This window comes from Streptomyces sp. NPDC007164, assembly GCF_040634135.1.
Classification (GTDB): domain Bacteria; phylum Actinomycetota; class Actinomycetes; order Streptomycetales; family Streptomycetaceae; genus Streptomyces; species Streptomyces sanglieri.
In genome coordinates this window covers 18,833-38,191 of sequence record NZ_JBEYFB010000041.1, presented here as the reverse complement: position 1 = coordinate 38,191, position 19,359 = coordinate 18,833, and the positions used below count along the sequence as shown (strand labels likewise).

Genomic DNA, 19,359 nt, shown 5'->3' with positions numbered 1-19,359 from the left:
CTCCTTCGACGCGGCGTCAGAGAGCCTCAACGCGTTTCTACGCCCGTAGACACGTGCGTAGAGGAGAACGTAAGCCCCGTCACACAGCGGGGCAAGACCATCGCCGTGAACCGGCTGAGTCGATCATGTTTCACACCCGTGCGGTCCACACACCCGGCCCGGCGGCCGGACCCTGGTCAGCCTGCGGGCGAGACGCGGGCGGGGGTGAGCGCTCGCCGTGCAGTTCTACGGCGCCCTCGGCGTGCAGTTCTACGGTGCCCTCGCCGTGCAGTTCCACGGCACCCTCGGCGTCCCACCACGGCTCGGGGGACGAGAAACATCGGAACGCAGACCGGCGCCGGCCGGTCCGTCCCCGACGAGGGCTTCGGCCCGGGCTTCCGTGGGGCCTGAACCTTCGGCGGTCGCGTTGATCGACTGCTTGGAGGTCCGGGGTTGTGCGGGCCGGCACTCGTCCTGGCCGGAGTCGTCCTGGGACGCCCGACACGCGCGGGACGACCCGGTGGCCATCGGATTCCGCTCCGGCCCGCAGCCGACGAGCGCCCCGCCCGCGAGTCCTCCGCCTGCAATCCCCCGTGAGGATCGGGAGAGGCGTGATCCGTCAACCGGGGGTCGGGACACGAGGCCCCGGCAACCGGTCGGCCCGCCCGGCTGCCGACTCCCGGCCCATCGGCCTTTCGCGCGGGTTTGTATTCTCGGCAGAAGCCCCCGAATCAGAGCGGCACCTGCGAGAGGAAACACCATGACCACCGAGCTGAGCCCCGACGCCCTGTCCGGGCTCCTCGACCGGGCCCGTCAGGACTATCAGGACCTGGCGGGACTCGGGCTCTCGCTCGACCTCACCCGGGGCAAGCCGGCCCCCGAGCAGCTGGATCTCTCCGAGGACCTGCTGAGCCTGCCGGGCGGGCGGCACACCTCCGCCGGCGGCGTGGACGTACGCAACTACGGCGGGCTCCAGGGGCTGCCCGAACTCCGGGAGATCTTCGCCGGAGTGCTCCAGGTGCCGGCCGACCAGCTGCTCGCGGCCGGTAACTCCAGCCTTGAACTGATGCACGACTGCCTGGTGCACGCCCTGCTGAGCGTGGTGCCGGGCGCCGAGTCGCGCTGGGTGGACCAGGAGCGGATCGCCTTCCTCTGTCCGGTGCCCGGTTACGACCGGCACTTCGCGCTCTGCGAGCGGTTCGGGATCGACATGATCCCGGTGCCGATGACCGCCGACGGCCCGGACATGGAGACCGTGGAGCGGCTCGTCGCCGAGGACCCGGCGATCAAGGGCATCTGGTGCGTCCCGAAGTACAGCAACCCGGACGGCGTCTGCTACAGCGACGCGACCGTGGCCCGGCTCGCCGCCATGAGCACCGCCGCCCCCGACTTCCGGATCTTCTGGGACAACGCCTACGCCGCCCACCACCTCACCGACGAGCCCGTCGGGATCGCCGATCTGCTCGGCGCCTGCGCGGAGGCCGGCAACCCGGACCGGGCGTTCGTGTTCGGCTCCACGTCGAAGATCACCGCGGCGGGTGCGGGTGTCGCGTTCTTCGGTTCCTCGCCCGCGAACCTCCAGTGGCTGCTCGGCAACAACGCCAAGCGTTCGATCGGCCCGGACAAGGTGAACCAGCTGCGGCACGTCATGTTCCTGCGGGACGCCGACGGGGTGCGGGCCCACATGGAGCGCCAGCGCTCCCTGCTCCAGCCCAAGTTCGAGGCGGTGGCCCGGATCCTGGCCGCCGAGCTCGGCGGCACCGGTCTGGCGACCTGGACCTCGCCCAAGGGCGGGTACTTCGTCACCCTGGAGGTGCCGGACGGCTGCGCCGAGGAGGTCGTGCGCCGGGCCGCCGAGGCGGGCATCGTGCTGACCCCGGCCGGCGCCACCCACCCGTACGGCGACGACCCGCGCGACGCGGTCATCCGGATCGCGCCCAGCTACCCGGGGCTCGCGGAGCTGGAGCAGGCGATCGCGGGGCTCGCCGTCTGCGTCAGGCTCGTGGGGTACGAGCGACGGGCCCGCTGACCTCCCGTCAACTCCCTTCCGGTTCCTTCCCGTTCGAGTGATGTGCGGTTATTGAGGCGCATCCCGGAGCGGCCTGGGGCAATGTCCAGTGGACCGATTCCGGAAGGGGACGTGGTGGGACTGTCACGCGAGTTCGGGCGCGCCATCAGCGAGGGGCCGACACCGGCCGACGTCGCGGGCGCGCCCGCTCTGCCCTTTCCGAGCGGCTGGTCCGCGCTGGCGTTCTCCGAGGAGCTGCGGCCGGGCGCCGTGCTCACCCGCCCTCTGGCGGGCGAGGACGTGGTGCTGTACCGGCTCGGGACGGGGGCGGTCCGCGCCATCCGTCCCTACTGCCCGCATCTGGGGGCACATCTCGGACTGGCCAAGGTCGAGGGGGACGATCTCGTCTGCCCGTTCCACTTCTTCGCCTTCGGCCCGGACGGCGCGTGTGTGCGTACCGGATACGACACGAAGCCGCCGAGGTCGCCGTTGTCGCAGCTGCCGGTCCTGGAGGTCAACGGCGCGGTGTTCGTGTGGCGGCACCACGACGGGCGGGCCCCTGACTGGACGATCCCGGCCTGGCACGAGATCGGTCACCGGCCCGCCCGCAGCGCCGCCTGGGAGCTGGCCGGCAATGTCCAGGAAGTCATCGAGAACTCGGTGGACCTCGGGCATTTCGCGACCCTGCACGGCTGGGCCAGGGCCGAGATCGGCGGGCCGGTGGTCTACGACGACGCCTCGTTCCATGTCTCCATGCGGGCCCACGAGTCGGCGCCGCTCCTGGGCGACTTCGTCGTCGACGTGGAGGTGGACGGGTACGGGCTCGGCTGTCTGCACGCCGATGTGCACACGGCCCGGCTGGGCCTGCGGATGTGCACGATGGTGATGCCGACGGCGATCGCGCCCAACCGGATGCAGTTCCGGCAGCGCAATCGCATCGCCTTCGCCGAGCCGTCCCGGCTGCCGGCCCCGCTCGCCCGTGCGGTGAGCCGTACCGCGGCCAGGGTGCTGGACCGCGCCGTCTTCCGGTCCAGCTGCGAGTTCACCGCCGCCGACTTCCCGATCTGGAATCACAAGCAGTACCAACAGCCACCGCGGCTCGCTCCCGGCGACGGCCCGATCGGCCCGTTCCGCCGCTGGGCCCGGCGGTTCTACCCGCCGCCCGCTCAGTAGCCGGCCCGGGGCGCCTGCTCAGGGTGCCCCCGCGATGCCCGCCACCCGCAGGGCGTGGGCGACATCCCGCTCCCTGGCCGGTGAGACGGCGCGGGCCGCGGCCAGCAGCGGCGGTACGAGACGGTGCGGATCGCCCGCCGCGACCTTCGCCGCGTCCTGCGGGGTCCGTACCCGGACGAAGGCGCCCAGCAGTGCCCGCGCCTGAAGCCCTTGGCCGGCCCGTTCCAGGGCCACCACCGCGGCGGCGATCTCCCCGGCGGGCCTGGCCACGCCCTGACGCAGCAGCTGCCCGCAGTCGTCGGAGCGCCCCGCGGCATGCAACGCGCCCGCAGCGGAGGCAAGTTGGGCGGGCGGCAGCGAGGACACCTCCCACAACAGGGTCGCCCAGTCCGCGTCGAGGCCGGCCCGGTGCAGCTCGACGGCGAGCGCCGGCAGCCACGCCGCGGGCAGGCGGGCCGCCTCGCAGAGCACGACGTGCGCCTCACCGCTGCTGCCGCCGGCCCGCAGCCGGACCAGCCGCTCGACGGCCCGTACGGCGGCCCGGTGGGCCTCCGGGGCCGGGGCGGCCGCACGGGCGGCGGACCCGGCGGAGGCGTTGCCGCCGGGCGGGGCGGCGGCGAAGCGGGCGCCGCGCGGAGCGGCGGCGGTGGTGGGCGGAACGGGCAGGACGGGGGCGGGCAGGACGGGGGCGTCGGCGTCGGCGTCGTCCATGTCGAGGCCCGCGAACCTGGCACCGCGCGGCCTCCGGCGCCCGGGGGCGGGCGGCCCGGGGGCGGAGGGCGGGGCCTGGGGGGCCCGCTCCGGACCGGCTTTCGCTACGCGCTCCCGGCCCTCATTCGCCACGTACCCCCGACCGGCATTCGCCACCCGCTCCGGACCGGCAAGCGCCTCCCGCTCCCCCGGCAACTCCGTACGGAACCAGCCGCCCGGCACCGCCGCCGCGGCCAGCCGTTCGCGCAGCTCCGAGCAGCGCGCCGTGGCCCGTACATGGTCGTCCCCGGCCCAGGCGGCCGCCTCCGCGTCCGAGGGCTCCGGGCCGCCCGCACCGGCGGCCCGGAGCCGTCGGGCCGCGCGCGCCTGCTCCCCGCGCATCAGTTCCAGTCGCTCGACGAGCACCTGCCGCCCGCCCGGGCGGCGGTCGTGGGCGGCCACCGAGGAGGAGTACAGCCCGGCGGCCCGTACCGACTCGCGCTGCGCGAACGCCGTGCCGCGCAGCGCCGCCAGATCGCCGAGCAGCGACTCCATCACGTCCCAGGGCGGAATCTCGGCGCCGTCGAGGCAGGCGCGCATCCCCGCAGGATCACGTCGCAGGAAGAGCCCGTACCAGCCGTGCCCGGGGTCCAGCTGTGTCACGAGATCCCGTAGGTACTGCGTGAACTCCCGCACTTCCCAAGCATCTTGACGTTCTGTCATCTCTGCCCTCGCCGACGTCGACCGGAGCCTCCAGTCCGCAGGCATTCGACCTCAGCTGTGTTACGGCACGGCTACGCAGGCTTTTCGGCCACGCTGCGATCGAGGCCGGCCACGCGCGCCACCGGGCCCGCCGCTACCCCGCCAGCGGCACCGCGTCCGGTTCCGGGGCGGAGCGGGCGAGGATCTCGTCCATCGAGAGTCCCAGCGCCCCGGCCAGCGCGGCGACCGTGAAGAAGGCGGGGGTGGGGGCGCGTCCGGTCTCGATCTTGCGCAGCGTCTCGGCGGAGATTCCGGCGCTCGCCGCGATCTCGACCATGCTGCGTCCGCCGCGCGCCTCACGCAGCAGCGCACCGAGGCGCTCGCCGCGACGGCGCTCTTCCGGGGTCAGGGGCGTTCGTACCATGCCGTCATTCTAATACCGCCGAGACCGGTATAGTAATTGGCATGGTGAAGCTCAAGACAGACACATCCATCGAAGCCATGCGCGAGACCGGCCGAGTCGTGGCGCAGCTCCTGACCGCCGCACGGGAAGCGGCCGCGGTCGGCGTCCCCCTGCGCGAGCTGGACGAGGTGGCCCGCGGCGTACTGCGCGACGCGGGCGCCGGGTCGCCGTTCCTGAACTACCGGCCGCATTTCGCGCCCACCCCCTTCCCCGCCGTGATCTGCGCGTCGGTCAACGACGCGATCGTGCACGGCATCCCGACCGACCAGCGGCTGCGCGACGGCGATCTGGTCAGCATCGACGCGGGCGCCACACTGGGCGGCTGGGCCGGTGACTCGGCGATCAGTTTCACGGTCGGGCGCGCCCGGCCCGACGACACCCGGCTCGTCGAGACGGCCTTCGCGGCGCTGGAGGCGGGCATCGCGGCGGCGGTCGTCGGCAATCGGATCGGCGACATAGCGCATGCGATCGGCACGGTCTGCCGCGGCGCGGGATACGGCATCCCGGAGGGGTTCGGGGGGCATGGCATCGGCCGGTCGATGCACGAGGACCCGGCCGTCCCCAACGAGGGACGACCGGGTCGCGGCATGCTGTTGCGGCACGGGATGGTGCTGGCGATCGAGCCGATGCTGATCGGCAGCGGCAAGGACGACTTCTACCCGGACCAGGACGGCTGGACGCTGCGTACGTCCGACGGCAGCCGGGCCGCGCACGCCGAGCACACCGTGGCGATCACCGACGACGGCCCGCGCATCCTGACCGCGTTGTGACCGCCCGCCCGCGGCGGACCGGCGAAACCGCCGACCGCCCGGAACCGGCTGTTAGTTGTTCTGGACGAACTGCTTGGCGAGGGCGTCGCCCGCGGTGGCGGCGGCGCTGTGGCTCTCGATCGGTGACACCTTGGAGTTCTTGAACAGGATGTAGGTGACGCCGGATTCCGCGCCGCCGGTCTCCGGGTCCGGGTCGATGCCCAGGGCCTTGGCCGTGGCGTACGAGGCCTCGCCGATGATCTTGTTGGGGCCGGTGTCACCGACGACCGCGTACTCGACCTTGTTGTTGTAGATGGCGGCGACGACACCACCGCCCTTGATCCCCGCATCGCTGTAGTTCCAGATGCTGCTGGTGCTCGGCACGACGACGTACGGCAGCTTCTCGGCGTTCAGCGGCTTTCCGGCGGAGGTCTCGAAGGCCGTCCCGTTCTGGAACCAGGGGTCGGTGTCCTCGTTGCAGGCGGCGGTGATCTCGCCGTCGCAGTCGACGTCCATGTCGGCCTTCCAGAACACGGCTCCGTTCTTGCCGCAGACCGGAATGGTCGCTGAAGTCTCCTCGTCCGTACGGTACTTGCCGTTGGATATCTGCGAACACGAAGTGACCTTGGCCAGCAGATCGGCCGCGCTGACGGACCCCTCCTTGAGGTCCGCGCCCTGAGCCGGACCGGCGTGGGCGGCCGGGCTCAGGGTGACGGTCGCGAGCAGGGCGGCGCCGGAGGCGGCGGCGAGGGCGAGCGTTCGGGTACGCACAGTGGGGCCCTTCCATTAGGAAACTTTCCTTACCGACGCGCACAACATGGCCCCGGGCGGATGCCTCCGTCAAGACCGCGGGGCTGGTTCCTGGTGAATCCTCACCAGGAACCAGCCCCGCACAGAACACTATTGACGCTTCGTCACCACATATGAGTGTCGGCCGCGCCCACCGTCACGGGCGTCCGCCCGGCCGCACGACCATTGCCGAGCCGCCGCCCCGGCGCACCTTCTCCGCGGCTGCCAGCCACCGTCCGTCCGGCAGCCGCTGCACACCCGTCGCCGCCCCGATCTCCGGGTTGAGCTTGAAGACGTGTCCCAGCGACTCCAGTTCCGCCCGGACCGGACTGTTCCACAACCCCGGTTCGATCTCCGTCGTCGGGGAGTTGCGCTGGCTGGCGCGTGGTGCCGCGATGGCATCGACCAGCGGGAGCCCCCGGTCGACGGTGCCGATGAGCGACTGGAGGACGGTCGTGATGATCGTGGCACCACCGGGCGACCCCAGCGCCAGCACCGGCTCGCCGTGCTTCAGCACGATCGTCGGCGAGATGGACGAGCGCGGGCGCTTGCCCGGACCGGGCAGATTCGGGTCGTGGACGGCGGGGTTGGCCGGCGCGAACGAGAAGTCCGTCAGCTCGTTGTTGAGCAGGAAGCCACGCCCCGGCACGGTGATCCCACTGCCACCGGTCTGCTCGATCGTCAGGGTGTACGCGACGACATTGCCCCACTTGTCGGCCGCGGTCAGATGGGTGGTGTTCTCCCCCTCGTACGTCGTCGGGGCAGCCGTTCCACCGGCGCGGCAGTCGGCCGGGTGCCTCGGGTCGCCCGGCGCGAGCGGGCTGGTCAGCACCGCGTCGTCCTTGATCAGGCACTCCCGCGCGTCGGCGAACCGCTGGTCGAGCAGTTCCCGCGTCGGCACGTCCTCGAACGCCGGGTCGCCCACCCAGCGCCCGCGGTCCGCGAAGGCGATCCGGCTCGCCTCGATGTAGCGGTGCAGGTACCGAGCCTCGTCCGCCTTCGAAAGGTCCGTGGACTCAAGGATGTTGAGCGCCTCGCCGATGCTGGTGCCGCCGGACGAGGAGGGGGCCATGCCGTACACGTCGAGGCCTCGGTAGCCGGTCCTCGTCGGTGCCTGCCGCAGCGCCCGGTAGGACCGCAGGTCCTTCGCGGTGAGGTCACCGGGCCGCACCACCCGGGTGGACTTCGGGTCGACGGGCGGGTTGCGGACCGTCCGTACGACGTCGGCGGCCAGCTCGCCCCGGTACAGCTCGTCGACGCCCCTGCGGCCCACCTGTTCGTAGGTGCGCGCCAGGTCGGGGTTCTTGAACACCGAGCCGACCACCGGGAGTCGGCCGCCCGGCAGGAACAGCTTCCGGGTCGCCGGGAAGTCGGCGAACCTGGCCTGGTTGCCCTCGGTCTGCGAACGGAACGTACTGTCGACGACGAACCCGTCCTTGGCGAGCCGCTCGGCCGGCTTCAGTACCTGCCGCAGCGACTTGCTGCCCCAGGTGTCGAGCGCGGTGTCCCAGGTGGCCGGGGTGCCCGGGGTGCCCACGGCCAGTCCGCTGGTGACGGCCTCGTCGAAGGCTAGCGGTCTGCCGTTCTCCAGGAACAGCGAGGAGTCCGCGCTGCGCGGCGCGGTCTCCCGGCCGTCGATCGTCTCCACGGTGTGTCTCTTGGCGTCGTAGTAGACGAAGTAGCCGCCCCCGCCCAGGCCCGCCGAGTAGGGCTCGGTCACACCGAGCGCCGCCGCGGTCGCCACCGCGGCGTCCACCGCGTTGCCGCCCTTGCGGAGCACCTCGATACCGGCGGCCGAGGCGTCCGCGTCGACACTGGCGACCGCCCCTCCGTAGCCCACCGCGACGGGCGACTTGGGCGGTTGCGCCGACGGTGGCGCGGACGAGGACGGGGCCGCCGCCCCGATGGTGACGACAGCGGCGAGAACAGCCGACAACGACACATTCCGCGCAACGGAACGTCTCATGCGCACCTCCAGTGCTGGATCGTCAGCGCAGAGTAACGCCGCGCCGCCCACCCCGTCAGGTCCGCCGTGAGGCCGAGGCCGAATGCCCACCGACATACCCACCGGCATGCCCGCCGACATACCCACCCGTGACTGACGCCGTACGCGATGCCGTGCCGGATGTGACAGCCGCCGGCGTCAGCCCCCGCCGGGCCGCATCGCCCGTGCTCAGGGACTTGCCGTCAGGAGGCGAGCAGGTCGGCGAGCTCTGTTCGTGAGCTGATGCCCAGCTTGGGAAACGCGCGGTAGAGGTGGTGTCCCACGGTGCGCGGGCTCAGGAACAGTCGGGTGGCGATCTCACGGTTGGTGGCACCGGTGGCCGCGAGTCGGACGACCTCGCGCTCCTGCGAACTCAGGCGGCCGATGGGTGAGTCGACGGCATCGGCCGGGTGGGAGGTCTCACCGGCGGCCTGTAGCTCCGTGGCCGCCCGGCGGGCCCACGGCTGTGCGCCCAGCTTGTCGAAGAGCTCCCTCGCGGTCCGCAGATGGTCGCGGGCGTCGAGCTTGCGGCGGCCCCGGCGCAGCCACTCGCCGTAGAGCAGTTCGGTGCGGGCCCGCTCGAAGTCACAGCCCCCGTCGTGCAGATCGAGTGCCGATGCGTAGTACTTCTCGGCCGAGGCGTCCGGACCGGTCAGGGCGGCGCAGCGGTGGGCCTGCGCCATGAAGTGGGGTTGCTGGAGGTCGTCCGCCCAGCTCATGAGCTGTTTCGCGGGTTCCCTCGCCCGCTCCGGATGGCCCGCGCGAACGGCGGCCTCGATCAGATCGGGCATCAGGTGCCGGGTCAGGAGGGGGTGCCCCACCGCGTGCCGGGCCGCCTCCAGGTGTGCCAGCGCGTCCTGAGCCCGTCCGAGGCCGAGGTCGAGCAGCCCCAGCGCCCACAGGGCGTCCGCCGTGCCCCGTCCGACGTCGCGGGGGCGGGTGTATTCCATTGCCAGGCCGGCCAGTTCGCGGGCGTGTTCCTCCTCCCCGCGGGCGGCCGCGAGCACCGCGAGCAGGGCACGCAGGTGGGCGGCCCGGTGGTCCAGGTCGTAGGCCTCCGCGAGCCGGAGTGCTTCGGCGGCGTGGGCGTGTGAGTCGTCGTGCCGGCCCAGCGCCAGCAGTGGGTTGCCCTGGGCCTGATCGATGATCCACTCGGATACCGGGGGTGCGAGGCCGGGCAGCATCGACGACGCCGACTGCCGGTCGACGCCGGTGACGGGCACGTGGGGCAGGGCCTTCGCTCCGCTCACGGAGGAGGTCTCGCGAGTGGCGAAGAGCATGACGACGCCTTCGGCCCGCAGCCGCCGGGCGGCGAAGACCAGCGCGTCCACGGACGGCCGGTCGAGCCACTGCAAGTCGTCGACCACGCACAACAGGGGCTTTCCGGCGCCCGCTTCGGAGAGCAGCGACAGCGTCGCGAGCCCGATGGTGAGACGGTCCCGCACGGTCTCGTCGCTCAGGCCGAAGACCGCCCGCAGGGCTCCGGCCTGCGGTGGCGGCAGCAGGTCGAGCCGTTCCAGCACCGGCAGAAGAAGCTGATGGAGCCCGCCGAAGGCCAGCTCCATCTCCGACTCGATGCCCTCGACCCGCAGCACACTCACGCCTTCGGCATGGGCGACCGCGTACTCCAGGAGGGTGGTCTTGCCGATGCCGGCCTCTCCGTGCAGGAGCAGGCAGTTGCTCTCCCCGCGATGGGCGTCGTCGAGCATCCGACGGATCCGGCACTGCTCTTCCGCACGTCCCTGCACCACGCGTTCCCCCAGCCCCCGGCCCCGGCCGCGACCGCGACCGGGCATCATGATCGTCACTGTACGTGGACAAGTTACTGAAAAGACCTGGCCAGAAAAGGCCCGACAGCATCCCGGTCACGAAGTGGATCCTGCTGAGTGAACACCCGGAGGAGATTTCTCGCGGGGCTGTCTGCCGGCTCCCGGCCCGGTGGCCGTACGAGGAGACCGTCGAGTTCATGCTCGCGGAGCTGCCACCGGGTCCGGACGGCCGGATGGGTCTCATCGTGACCACCGGCTACAAGGCCGGGCTGTGGGTGGTGTCCCTGCCGGACGAGGCGTTCGTGGCGGAGCGGCCATGGGCCCTGTCGGCAGCGTGGCTGCGCGACAACTGGACGGCGAGGGTGTACGTGGAGACGGACCCCGAGAAGATTCTGGTCCGCACCAACTACTCGCCGTCGCAACAGCACGGATAGCGCCCGTCCGGCGGCGCAGGGGCGGGCAGGCCCTGGCCACGGAACGGGCAGCCGGTGCCGGGTTCGTCGCGATGTCGCCACGAACACGACGGCCGCCGGCACCTCGCGGTCGCCGTGCCGGCGCCGCCCGCCGCCCTGGGGCCGCGTCGGCGCTTCCGGCACGACCCGCCGGCACAGGTCCCACAGCCCGTCCGGTACCAGCCGTTCAACGGTCCCCACCACGAGCGACCGCTCGTCGAGCCGGATGGGACGAGGTCTCAGGCCGATTCGAGCAGCGGCCGGATTTCGACCGTCTCGGAGGTGCGGAGGGCCTTGGCCAGTTCCACGGCCTCCTCACGGTCGGCGACGTCGATCACGAACCAACCACCGAGGGTCTCCTCGCCGGGGTGCGCCGGCCCTCCGGTCACGGTGGGCGCCCCGTCGGCGGCCTTGCGCACGGTCACCGCGGCCACCTGCTCGGTGTCCAGGGCATCGCCACCGATCAGTTTTCCCGCCGCCGCGATCCGGCCGATCCAGCTTTCGTAGGCCGCTCGGTGGGTGTCCCGGTCGGCCTGGATCCTGTCGCGCGACTCGTCCGTCTCGAAGATCACGAGTGCGTATTTCATGGGGTTCTCTCCTCGTTCTGTGTTTCGTCCGCAGGTGCTGTCGCCCGGTTCTTCCGGGCAGGGTGTGCCCGCCCGGACCGGGTCAGGCGTCCGGACCTCGGGTGATGCGAGTGAGCGCGCCGATCTCCAGTGCCGCCCATACGGCGCCGTCCGGTCCGGCGCAGATGCCGTGAGGTTCCGAGCCGGCGGTCGGCAGGTCGTGCACGGTGACCGCCCCGTCGGGGGTGATGGAGCCGACGCGGTTGGCGGCCCACTCGGTGAACCACAGCGTCCCGGTGCTGTCGGGGGCGATGGCATGCGGCCGGGACGTACGGTCGGGCAGTGGGAACTCGGTGATCCGGCCGTCGGGGGTGATGCGCCCGATCTGCCCGGCGCCGATCTCGACGAACCAGAGCGCCCCGTCGTTGCCCGCCGCGATGCCCACCGGGGCGGCGGAGTCGGTCGGCAGGGTGTGCAGGGTGACGGTTCCGTCCATGCCGATCCGCCCGATCCCGTCGGCCTGGTTCATGGTGAACCACATCCCGCCGTCCGGGCCCGCGGTGATCGCGGACGGGAAGGCCCCGGCGACCGGCAGCGGAAACTCGCTGACACGGCCGTCGGTGGTGATCCGGCCGATCCGGTCGGCGGCGGTCTCGGTGAACCACAGTGCCCCGTCCGGCCCGGCGGCGATCCCGAACGGCCCGCACTCCGCCGTGGGCAACGCGAACTCCGTGACCGCGCCGTCGAGAGCGATCCGGCCGATGCGGTGCGCCCGGTACTCGGTGAACCACAGGGCGTCGTCCGGCCCGGCTGCGATGACCGTCGGCCCGCACTCCGGGTCGAGCCGGTGGGTCGACAGCTCACCTCCGGGTACCAGCCGCCCGATGGCTCCGCCCCGGACCATGGTGAACCACAGCGCCCCGTCCGGGCCGCCGGTGAGCGAGTACGGTCCACTGCCGGCCTCGGCCACGGCGAACTCCTCGATGAACACAGCCATTCAGGCTCTCCCTCTCTTCCTGTGTCGCACGGTGGTCGACTTGACGCCGCACGCGCGGCTCACGTCCGGCAGCTCCTCGCCCGTGCGATTGTCGATCAACTGCCTTTTCTGTCACGTCTGTTGGCGCCCGTCCCGATCTCCGATGTCACCGTCGGTCCGGGAACCCCACACGCTCCTGCGCAGGCAGCGGGTGCCCGGTGTTCGGATCCGGTGACAACGCAACGCCCTTCATCGGTTGAAGCCGGTGATCCTCATACCGCGGGAGCTGAATAGATCAGGCGGATCTGCGAGATCCGGTAGCCGGCGCGGCCGAAGGCCGCGGCCATCGGCGCGTTGCCGGTGTCCGTGGTGGCGGTGATCAGCTCGGTGCCCGCGTCCACGTGGATGCGGGTGATCTCGGCGAGCAGTTCGTCCACGTACCCATGACCGCGGAATTCGGGTACGACACCCAGGTAGCCGACGTTACGGGCGTACGGCGTCGCGGACGGGAGGGCGAGCCCGACGACCTCCCCGTCGGGGGCGTACGCCAGCCGCCACCAGTCACGCCGGCCGGGACAGCCGAGGTAGAAGTCCATCTCGGCCCGAGCGGTGGCTTCGGCACCCTTGGCCTCCAGGCTTCGGCGGGTCTCGTCGTCCAGGCTGCCGACGGCTATCCGCCGGAACAGCCGGAGGAACTCCTCGTCCGGCCCCGGAGCGAAGGTCAGCTTTCCCCCTGCCCGAGGGAGACCGCAATCCGGCGTCCACTCCAGGCGCAGCCGCTCCACTTCCCGCGTGAGCCCGGCCCGTACCGCGGCCCGGCCCCGCCATTCGACGGCCGCCGCAGCGGCAGGGTCGTCACGCCAGCCCACGGGCAGCGTCAGGTTGTACAGCGGGGGCTTGGGCGCCCCCTGAGCGGCGAACGCCCGCAGACCGGCGGCCAGCAGCCCTGCCGCGACCTCCGCCCGGCCGGCGAGTGCGGGATCGACGTACAGGCAGTCCAGGGCGACGGGGTGAGCGCTGTCCGCCTGCCCCCACCAAAGGGCTCGCGCCACCACCCGCCCGTCGTCCTCGGCGATCCAGGTCCACTCGGGCCGGTACATCCCCTGTCGCAACTCGTCCTGGTAGCGGTCGGCGTCGATCCAGCCCACCGGCTCGTCCACGATCACTGCTACGACGCGCGCCAGATCGGCCTCGGTCGTGGGGCGAAACAACACGTTTTCTCCTACTGCTTGGCGTACGTGGTGACCGTCGTCCCGGTGGTGAAGACGCGGGATGCGGTCAGGGTGAAGTGGGAAGGGGCGAACGAGGTGTGGAACAGGGGGATGCCGTCGCCGAACACCACCGGGTAGCGGTGCACGACCAACTCGTCGATCTCCCCCAGCAGTTGACCGGCCAGCACGGCGCCGCCGCAGAGCCAGATGCCCATGCCCGGTGCTCGCTTCAGCGCGCGGACGAACCCCACGGGGTCGCCGGCCACGACAGCGATCTCGGGGTCGGCGGACAACAGGGCCGAGGAGAACACGTACTGCCGCAGGTGGGGATACGGGCTGGTCGTGCCGCTCGCTCGTGCCGCCTCGTAGGCTCCGCGCCCCATGACGACTGTGTCGAACTTCTTGTTGGGCGTGCCGGCGACACCGAGGAATCGGCGGACGTGGTCCGGGACGGTCTCGGGGTGCTCGGCGAGAATCGCGGCCTTCAGGTCACCGTCGAATCCGGTGGAGTCGTGCTGTCCGTCCGGACCGGCGATGAATCCGTCGACACTGCAGCCGATGAAGTAGGTGAGCCGACGCATGCGGGGCCGCTTTCGATCCGTGGCTGCCAGGGACAACACGACACTAGGCAGCGGGCATCGGGTGGGCATCGGTCGACCCGACGTAATGTGACCGGTCACGACCGGGGCTCGCCCGGGGCGGCATCGGCAGACGTTCGACGGCGGCGGTCGGGCGGCGCGCGATCGAGGGGAAACCTCGGCACCCGCGGCTGATCGAGGGGAAACCTCGGCGCCCGCGGCTGATCGAGGAGAAGCCGCGGCACCCATGGCACCCGCGGCAAAGACAAAGGCAGGGAGAAACTCTCTCCCTGCCACTTTCAACGTATAGCGCGCCGGGGGGCTTGCCGCAAGGCCCGGGTCACGGCGCAGAATCGTCGGCCGGTGCCGCAACCTGCGGAAATTCGGTGGGACACGACTGCCTCGGAGGCAGAACGATGAGCGAGCAGTACGTGTTGGATCTTCAAGAGACCGACGGGACGCGGATCGCGGTCGTCGGCGGCAAGGGCGCGCAGCTGGGCGGGCTGTCGCGGATCGAGGGCATCCGTGTGCCGGGCGGCTTCTGCGTGACGACGGACGCCTTCCGGCGGATCATGACGCAGGCGCCGTCGATCGACGAGCGGCTCGATCGGCTGTCGCGGCTGGGCCCGGACGACCGGGAGGCGGTCCGCACGCTCAGTGCGGAGATCCGCCGGATCATCGAAGGGATCGTCGTCCCGGGTGATCTCGCGGCGGCGATCACCCGCGCGCTCGCCGGGCTCGGCGAGCAGGTCGCCTGCGCCGTCCGGTCCAGTGCCACGGCGGAGGACCTGCCGACGGCCTCCTTCGCCGGTCAGCAGGACACGTATCTGAACGTCGTGGGACCGGCGGCGGTCCTCCGGCACGTCAGCCGGTGCTGGGCCTCGCTGTTCACCGAGCGGGCCGTGACCTACCGGCGGCACAACGGCATCGACCACCGTACGGTCCGCATGGCCGTGGTCGTGCAGCGGATGGTCCTCCCGTATGCGTCCGGCATCCTGTTCACGGCCGACCCGGTCACGGGCAACCGGAAGGTCGCCACCGTGGACGCCGGCTTCGGCCTCGGCGAAGCCCTCGTCTCCGGCCTGGTGAATCCGGACGTCTTCAGGGTGCGGGACGGTGAAGTCGTCGCCAGGGCGATCGCCGCCAAACAGCGTGCCGTTCACGCCCTGCCGGGCGGCGGTACGCGGGAAGTGGCGATCGACCCGCGGCGGCAGGAGCAGCCGGCGCTGACGGATGCGCAGGCCGTGCGGCTCGTGGAGCTGGGGCGGCGGATCGAGGCGCACTTCGGCCGCCCGCAGGACATCGAGTGGTGCCTGGCCGACGATGGCTTCCAGATCGTGCAGAGCCGGCCGATCACCACACTGTTTCCCGTCCCCGAGAGCGGTGACCGGGAGAATCACGTCTACCTCTCCGTGGGGCATCAGCAGATGATGACCGACCCCATGAGGCCCCTGGGGATCTCCGTGTGGCAACTGACGGCCATGGCGCCGATGCACGAGGCGGGCGGGCGGCTGTTCGTCGACGCCACCCGGCGCCTGGCCTCGCCCGCGAGCCGCGCCGGACTCCTGGACGTCGTGGGGAGGGGCGATCCGCTGATCAGGGACGCGCTGGAGACCGTCCTCGCCCGCGGTGATTTCGTCCCGTCTCTGCCGGACGCGGGGCCCGGCCGGCCGTCGGGCGGCAGCCCGTCCGCCCCGCTCGGGACCGATCCGGCCGTCGTCACCGAGCTGATCGAGCGCAGCCGGGCATCCGTCGCCGCGCTGGAGCGCGACATCCGGACGAAGTCCGGACCGGCGCTGTTCGAGTTCCTGCTGGAGGCCTTCGAGGAGCACAAGCGGTCCCTCGGCGATCCGCTGAGCCTTCGGGCGGTGATGGCGGGGATGGAGGCCACGTGGTGGCTCAACGACAAGCTGTGGGAGTGGCTGGGTGAGAAGAACGCGGCTGACACGCTGACACTGTCCGCCCCCGGCAACGTCACGTCGCAGATGGGACTGGCGCTGCTCGACGTCGCGGACGTGATCCGCCCGCGGCCGGAGGTGGTGGCGTTCCTGCAGGACGCCCCGGACGAGGGATTCCTGGACGAGCTGGCGAAGCTCCCGGGCGGGGCCGAGGCGCGTGACGCCATCGAGGCCTACCTCCACCGGTACGGCATGCGCTGCGCCGGCGAGATCGACATCACGAGGCCTCGCTGGCGCGAGCGCCCCACCACGCTCGTGCCCGCGATCCTCGACAACGTCAGGAACTTCGGACCCGGCGCCGCCGAGCGGCGCTTCGAACAGGGGCTGCACACGGCGCGGAAGAAGGAACACGAGGTGCTGTCACGCCTGCGGGCCCTGCCGGACGGGGACCGGAAGGCCGACGAGACGAAGCGGATGATCGACCGGGTCAGAACCTTCATCGGATACCGGGAGTACCCGAAGTACGGCATCGTCAGCCGCTACTTCATCTACAAGCGGGCCCTGCTGGAGGAGGCCGGGCGACTCGTGCGGGCCGGCGTGCTCCCCGAGGAGGAGGACATCTTCTACCTCACGTTCCAGGAACTCCACGACGTCGTGCGCTCGGACCGGGTGGACGACCGGCTCGTCCAGCGGCGCAAGGACGCGTTCCGCTCGTACCACGCGCTCACCCCGCCCCGGGTGCTCACATCGGACGGTGAGGCCGTCACCGGGACGTACCGGCGCGACGGCGTGCCGGCCGGCGCCCTGATCGGCCTTCCGGTTTCGGCCGGGACCATCGAGGGACGGGCCCGCGTCGTTCTCGACATGGCGGACGCCGACCTCGAAGCGGGCGACATCCTGGTCACCACCTTCACGGACCCCAGCTGGTCACCGCTGTTCGTCGGAATCGCGGGCCTGGTGACGGAGGTGGGCGGCCTGATGACCCATGGCGCGGTGATCGCCCGGGAGTACGGTCTGCCGGCCGTCGTGGGCGTGGAGCAAGCCACCCGGCTGATCCGTGACGGACAGCGGATCCGTGTGCACGGAACGGGCGGATACGTCGAGATCCTGCCTTGACGACGGCACCGGCCGACCGCGAGGCGGCGGGTGTCCGGGCCGCGACGGCGGGCGGGTGTCCGGGCCGCAGCGGCGGCGGGTGTCCGGGCCGCGGCGCGGCTGCCCCGGATCGAGGAGGTGCTCCGCTCGCGGGAGACCTTCGTGGAGGACCTCTTCGACGCGCCGCTCGACGAGTTGGGCCTTCCCCGGGCCGCGCGGCCCCCGTGCCGCTTCCGTGCAACCCGCGCGGGGCAACGGGCTGGGTCCCCGGCCCGGGTTCAGGCCCGCCGCAGCCGCCTTCGGCCCGCCGTGAGCACGGCGCTGATCTCCCGCAGTCGGAGCGGCCGCGCCAGCAGTGCCACCGTGAGCAGCAGGACCAGGGTGCCCGCGCCCACCGCCGCGAAGTCCCCGTGGCCCGCGCAGGCCCTGGCGGCGAAGTACGCCAATGTGCCGGCGGGCACGGTCGCGGTCACCAGCCGGAGCTGTGCCCACAGCGTGGGCGAGCGCAGCGGTGAGGTCGCGGTCGCGCCGCTGCCGCAGACCCTGCGGTGCAGCACGTACGCGGTGGTGGCGAAGCCCGCGAACAGGGCGACGGAGTAGGCGCCGGCCATTCCCGTCACGGCCCAGCGGACCGGCAGCAGCAGATAGGCGGCGGCCGAGAGTCCGGCGTTGAGCGCCGCGATCACCAGGTTGAGGAGGAACGGTGTGCGGGTGTCACTCATCGCGTAGAACGCCCGGGAGAGCACGTACTGCCCCGAGTAGGCGACGAGTCCGGGCGCGAACGCCATCATCATGCCCGCCATCACGGCGATGCCCGCGTCGTTCGTGCGCCCGTACCCGTACACCGCTCCCATCACCCACGGTGCCAGCGCGAACAGCAGGGCCGTCGCGGGCACCACGACCGCGGCCGAGGTGCGCAGGGCGTACGAGACGTCGTTCCGCAGGCCCGACAGGTCGTTGTCGGCCGCCGCCCGGCTCATCCGGGGCATCAGCGCGGTGACCAGCGAGACGGTCACGATGCCGTGCGGGACCACCCACAGCTGGAAGGCGTAGCTGTACGCGGTGTAGCCGGGGCCGCCCGCCACGTCCAGGTCCGCGGCGCGCTGGCCGACGGTGGTGGAGAGCCGGGTCACCACCCAGTAGGCGATCTGGTTGGTCAGCACGAGGGCGACCAGCCAGCCGGCCGCGCGCAGCGGGCGGGTGAGGCCGCTGCCCCGCCAGTCGAACCGGGGCCGCCAGCGGAACTTCGCGGCGCGCAGCGCGGGCACCAGGGCGAGCGTCTGGACGACGATCCCGGCGGTCGTGCCCCAGCCGAGCAATCGGGCCTGCGCCTGGGTCAGCGTGCCGTCGGAGCCCGCCGCGATGCTGAGGTGGAGCCCGAACACGGCGATGATCACAATGTTGTTGAGGACCGGGGTCCACATCATCGCGCCGAACCGGCCCCGGGCATTCAGTACTTGGCCGAGCAGGGTGAACAGTCCGTAGAAGAGGATCTGCGGCAGGCAGTAGCGGGCCAGGGCGACGGTCAGTTCCGCCTGTGGGCCGTGGTAGCCGGGGGCGTAGACCGAGACGATCCAGGGGGCGGCGAGGACGGTGATGCCGGTGAGGGCGAGGAGGCCGAGGGCGCAGAGGGTGAGCAGCCGGTCGGTGTACGCGGCTCCGCCGTCGGCGTGGTTCTTCGCCGCGCGCACCAGTTCGGGGACGAAGACGGCGTTGAGGGCGCCGCCGATGAGCAGGGTGTAGAGGATGTTGGGCACGGTGTTGGCGACGTTGTACCCGTCGGCCTGGAGCCCGGTGCCGAGCGCGGCGACGATGACCGCCGAGCGTATGAAGCCGGTCGCGCGGGAGACGATGGAGCCGGCTGCCATGACGGCGCCGTTGCGCAGTACCGAACGGGGCTTGTGGTCCGCGACCTCGGTGGTGGTCGCTTCGGTGGCGGTCACCGGCGGGCCGGTTGTGCCTGGCGCCTCCGGTACCCCTGGTACAGCGTGTTGTTCGCGGCTCCGCCCACCGATGTCTCCCACTCTCCGCGCGTCTCGACGACCCGGCCGCCGGTGCCGGGCTTCCGGCGGAGGGACTCGAAGGGGGGTCGTCGGGGTCAGGGGTGGAGGTTACCCCGCGCCGCGTCCGGCCCGGGTGCCCGCCGGCGGTCCGGGCCGGAGCCGGGTGGCACATGTGACCGGATGACGACCGTTGTGCTGCGTTACATGTCACACAGGGCATTTCCCGGTTTTCGGCCGTTTTGCGGAACCGGTCGCCCGCTGTGCGCCTCTCCCT

General features: G+C 71.8%; 15 protein-coding genes and 1 pseudogene. 5 read left to right on the top strand and 11 right to left on the bottom strand.

Annotation, left to right across the window (positions count from 1 at the left end; genetic code table 11):
* Positions 1 to 739: 739 nt before the first annotated feature.
* On the top strand, positions 740 to 2,008 hold the full coding sequence (locus tag ABZ622_RS33350) for an aminotransferase (RefSeq protein WP_360549670.1): 1,269 nt from the start codon (positions 740 to 742) through the stop codon (positions 2,006 to 2,008).
* Between the two features lie 114 nt (positions 2,009 to 2,122).
* Positions 2,123 to 3,160, top strand: coding sequence for a Rieske 2Fe-2S domain-containing protein (locus ABZ622_RS33345; RefSeq protein WP_360549668.1), 1,038 nt, complete (start codon positions 2,123 to 2,125; stop codon positions 3,158 to 3,160).
* Between the two features lie 18 nt (positions 3,161 to 3,178).
* Here ABZ622_RS33345 and ABZ622_RS33340 read toward each other — a convergent pair whose 3' ends face one another.
* Entirely contained in the window at positions 3,179 to 4,573 is a 1,395-nt protein-coding gene (locus ABZ622_RS33340; protein WP_360549666.1) for a hypothetical protein, read from the bottom strand.
* 133 nt (positions 4,574 to 4,706) lie between these two features.
* On the bottom strand, positions 4,707 to 4,976 hold the full coding sequence (locus tag ABZ622_RS33335; RefSeq protein WP_124721436.1) for a helix-turn-helix transcriptional regulator: 270 nt from the start codon (positions 4,974 to 4,976) through the stop codon (positions 4,707 to 4,709).
* A 41-nt stretch (positions 4,977 to 5,017) separates the two neighbouring features.
* On the opposite strand from ABZ622_RS33335, the gene map reads away from it, so the two are divergent.
* Positions 5,018 to 5,785, top strand: coding sequence for a type I methionyl aminopeptidase (map, locus tag ABZ622_RS33330; protein ID WP_360549663.1), 768 nt, complete (start codon positions 5,018 to 5,020; stop codon positions 5,783 to 5,785).
* Positions 5,786 to 5,836: 51 nt separating this feature from the next.
* Here the strand turns inward: map and ABZ622_RS33325 are convergent, their stop codons facing one another.
* The 3 genes from ABZ622_RS33325 to ABZ622_RS33315 all read right to left on the bottom strand — a co-directional run bounded on the left by ABZ622_RS33325 (position 5,837) and on the right by ABZ622_RS33315 (position 10,336).
* Positions 5,837 to 6,535 carry a glycoside hydrolase family 75 protein gene (locus tag ABZ622_RS33325; RefSeq protein ID WP_360549661.1) on the bottom strand — a complete coding sequence of 233 codons (699 nt, stop codon included), beginning with the start codon at positions 6,533 to 6,535 and terminating at the stop codon, positions 5,837 to 5,839.
* 175 nt (positions 6,536 to 6,710) lie between these two features.
* The gene (gene ggt, locus ABZ622_RS33320) at positions 6,711 to 8,519 is read right to left on the bottom strand and encodes a gamma-glutamyltransferase (RefSeq protein WP_360549659.1); all 1,809 of its coding nucleotides are present in this window, start codon (positions 8,517 to 8,519) and stop codon (positions 6,711 to 6,713) included.
* Between the two features lie 221 nt (positions 8,520 to 8,740).
* Complete coding sequence (locus ABZ622_RS33315) at positions 8,741 to 10,336, bottom strand: AAA family ATPase (protein ID WP_360549657.1); 1,596 nt, start codon at positions 10,334 to 10,336, stop codon at positions 8,741 to 8,743.
* 14 nt (positions 10,337 to 10,350) lie between these two features.
* On the opposite strand from ABZ622_RS33315, the gene imm45 reads away from it, so the two are divergent.
* Positions 10,351 to 10,740, top strand: a complete 390-nt coding sequence (gene imm45, locus ABZ622_RS33310) for an Imm45 family immunity protein (protein ID WP_360549655.1) — start codon at positions 10,351 to 10,353, stop codon at positions 10,738 to 10,740.
* 45 nt (positions 10,741 to 10,785) lie between these two features.
* Here the strand turns inward: imm45 and ABZ622_RS33305 are convergent.
* From ABZ622_RS33305 to ABZ622_RS33285, 5 genes and pseudogenes are all read right to left on the bottom strand, one after another.
* Positions 10,786 to 10,962: pseudogene (locus ABZ622_RS33305) on the bottom strand (IS5/IS1182 family transposase); the annotation flags it as partial.
* A gap of 35 nt (positions 10,963 to 10,997) precedes the next feature.
* Positions 10,998 to 11,345 carry a YciI family protein gene (locus ABZ622_RS33300; RefSeq protein ID WP_360549653.1) on the bottom strand — a complete coding sequence of 116 codons (348 nt, stop codon included), beginning with the start codon at positions 11,343 to 11,345 and terminating at the stop codon, positions 10,998 to 11,000.
* A gap of 82 nt (positions 11,346 to 11,427) precedes the next feature.
* Positions 11,428 to 12,321: a virginiamycin B lyase gene (locus ABZ622_RS33295; RefSeq protein ID WP_360549651.1), complete on the bottom strand. Its 894-nt coding sequence runs from the start codon at positions 12,319 to 12,321 to the stop codon at positions 11,428 to 11,430.
* 251 nt (positions 12,322 to 12,572) lie between these two features.
* Complete coding sequence (locus ABZ622_RS33290; protein WP_360549649.1) at positions 12,573 to 13,514, bottom strand: GNAT family N-acetyltransferase; 942 nt, start codon at positions 13,512 to 13,514, stop codon at positions 12,573 to 12,575.
* Between the two features lie 8 nt (positions 13,515 to 13,522).
* A complete protein-coding gene (locus ABZ622_RS33285; RefSeq protein ID WP_360549647.1) occupies positions 13,523 to 14,092 on the bottom strand; it encodes a dihydrofolate reductase family protein in 570 nt (189 codons plus the stop codon).
* A 413-nt stretch (positions 14,093 to 14,505) separates the two neighbouring features.
* Here ABZ622_RS33285 and rph point away from each other — a divergent pair, with 413 nt between their 5' ends.
* On the top strand, positions 14,506 to 17,103 hold the full coding sequence (gene rph, locus ABZ622_RS33280; RefSeq protein WP_360549645.1) for a rifamycin-inactivating phosphotransferase: 2,598 nt from the start codon (positions 14,506 to 14,508) through the stop codon (positions 17,101 to 17,103).
* A gap of 257 nt (positions 17,104 to 17,360) precedes the next feature.
* Here rph and murJ read toward each other — a convergent pair whose 3' ends face one another.
* On the bottom strand, positions 17,361 to 19,025 hold the full coding sequence (gene murJ, locus ABZ622_RS33275; RefSeq protein ID WP_360549643.1) for a murein biosynthesis integral membrane protein MurJ: 1,665 nt from the start codon (positions 19,023 to 19,025) through the stop codon (positions 17,361 to 17,363).
* Between the last annotated feature and the right edge of the window lie 334 nt (positions 19,026 to 19,359).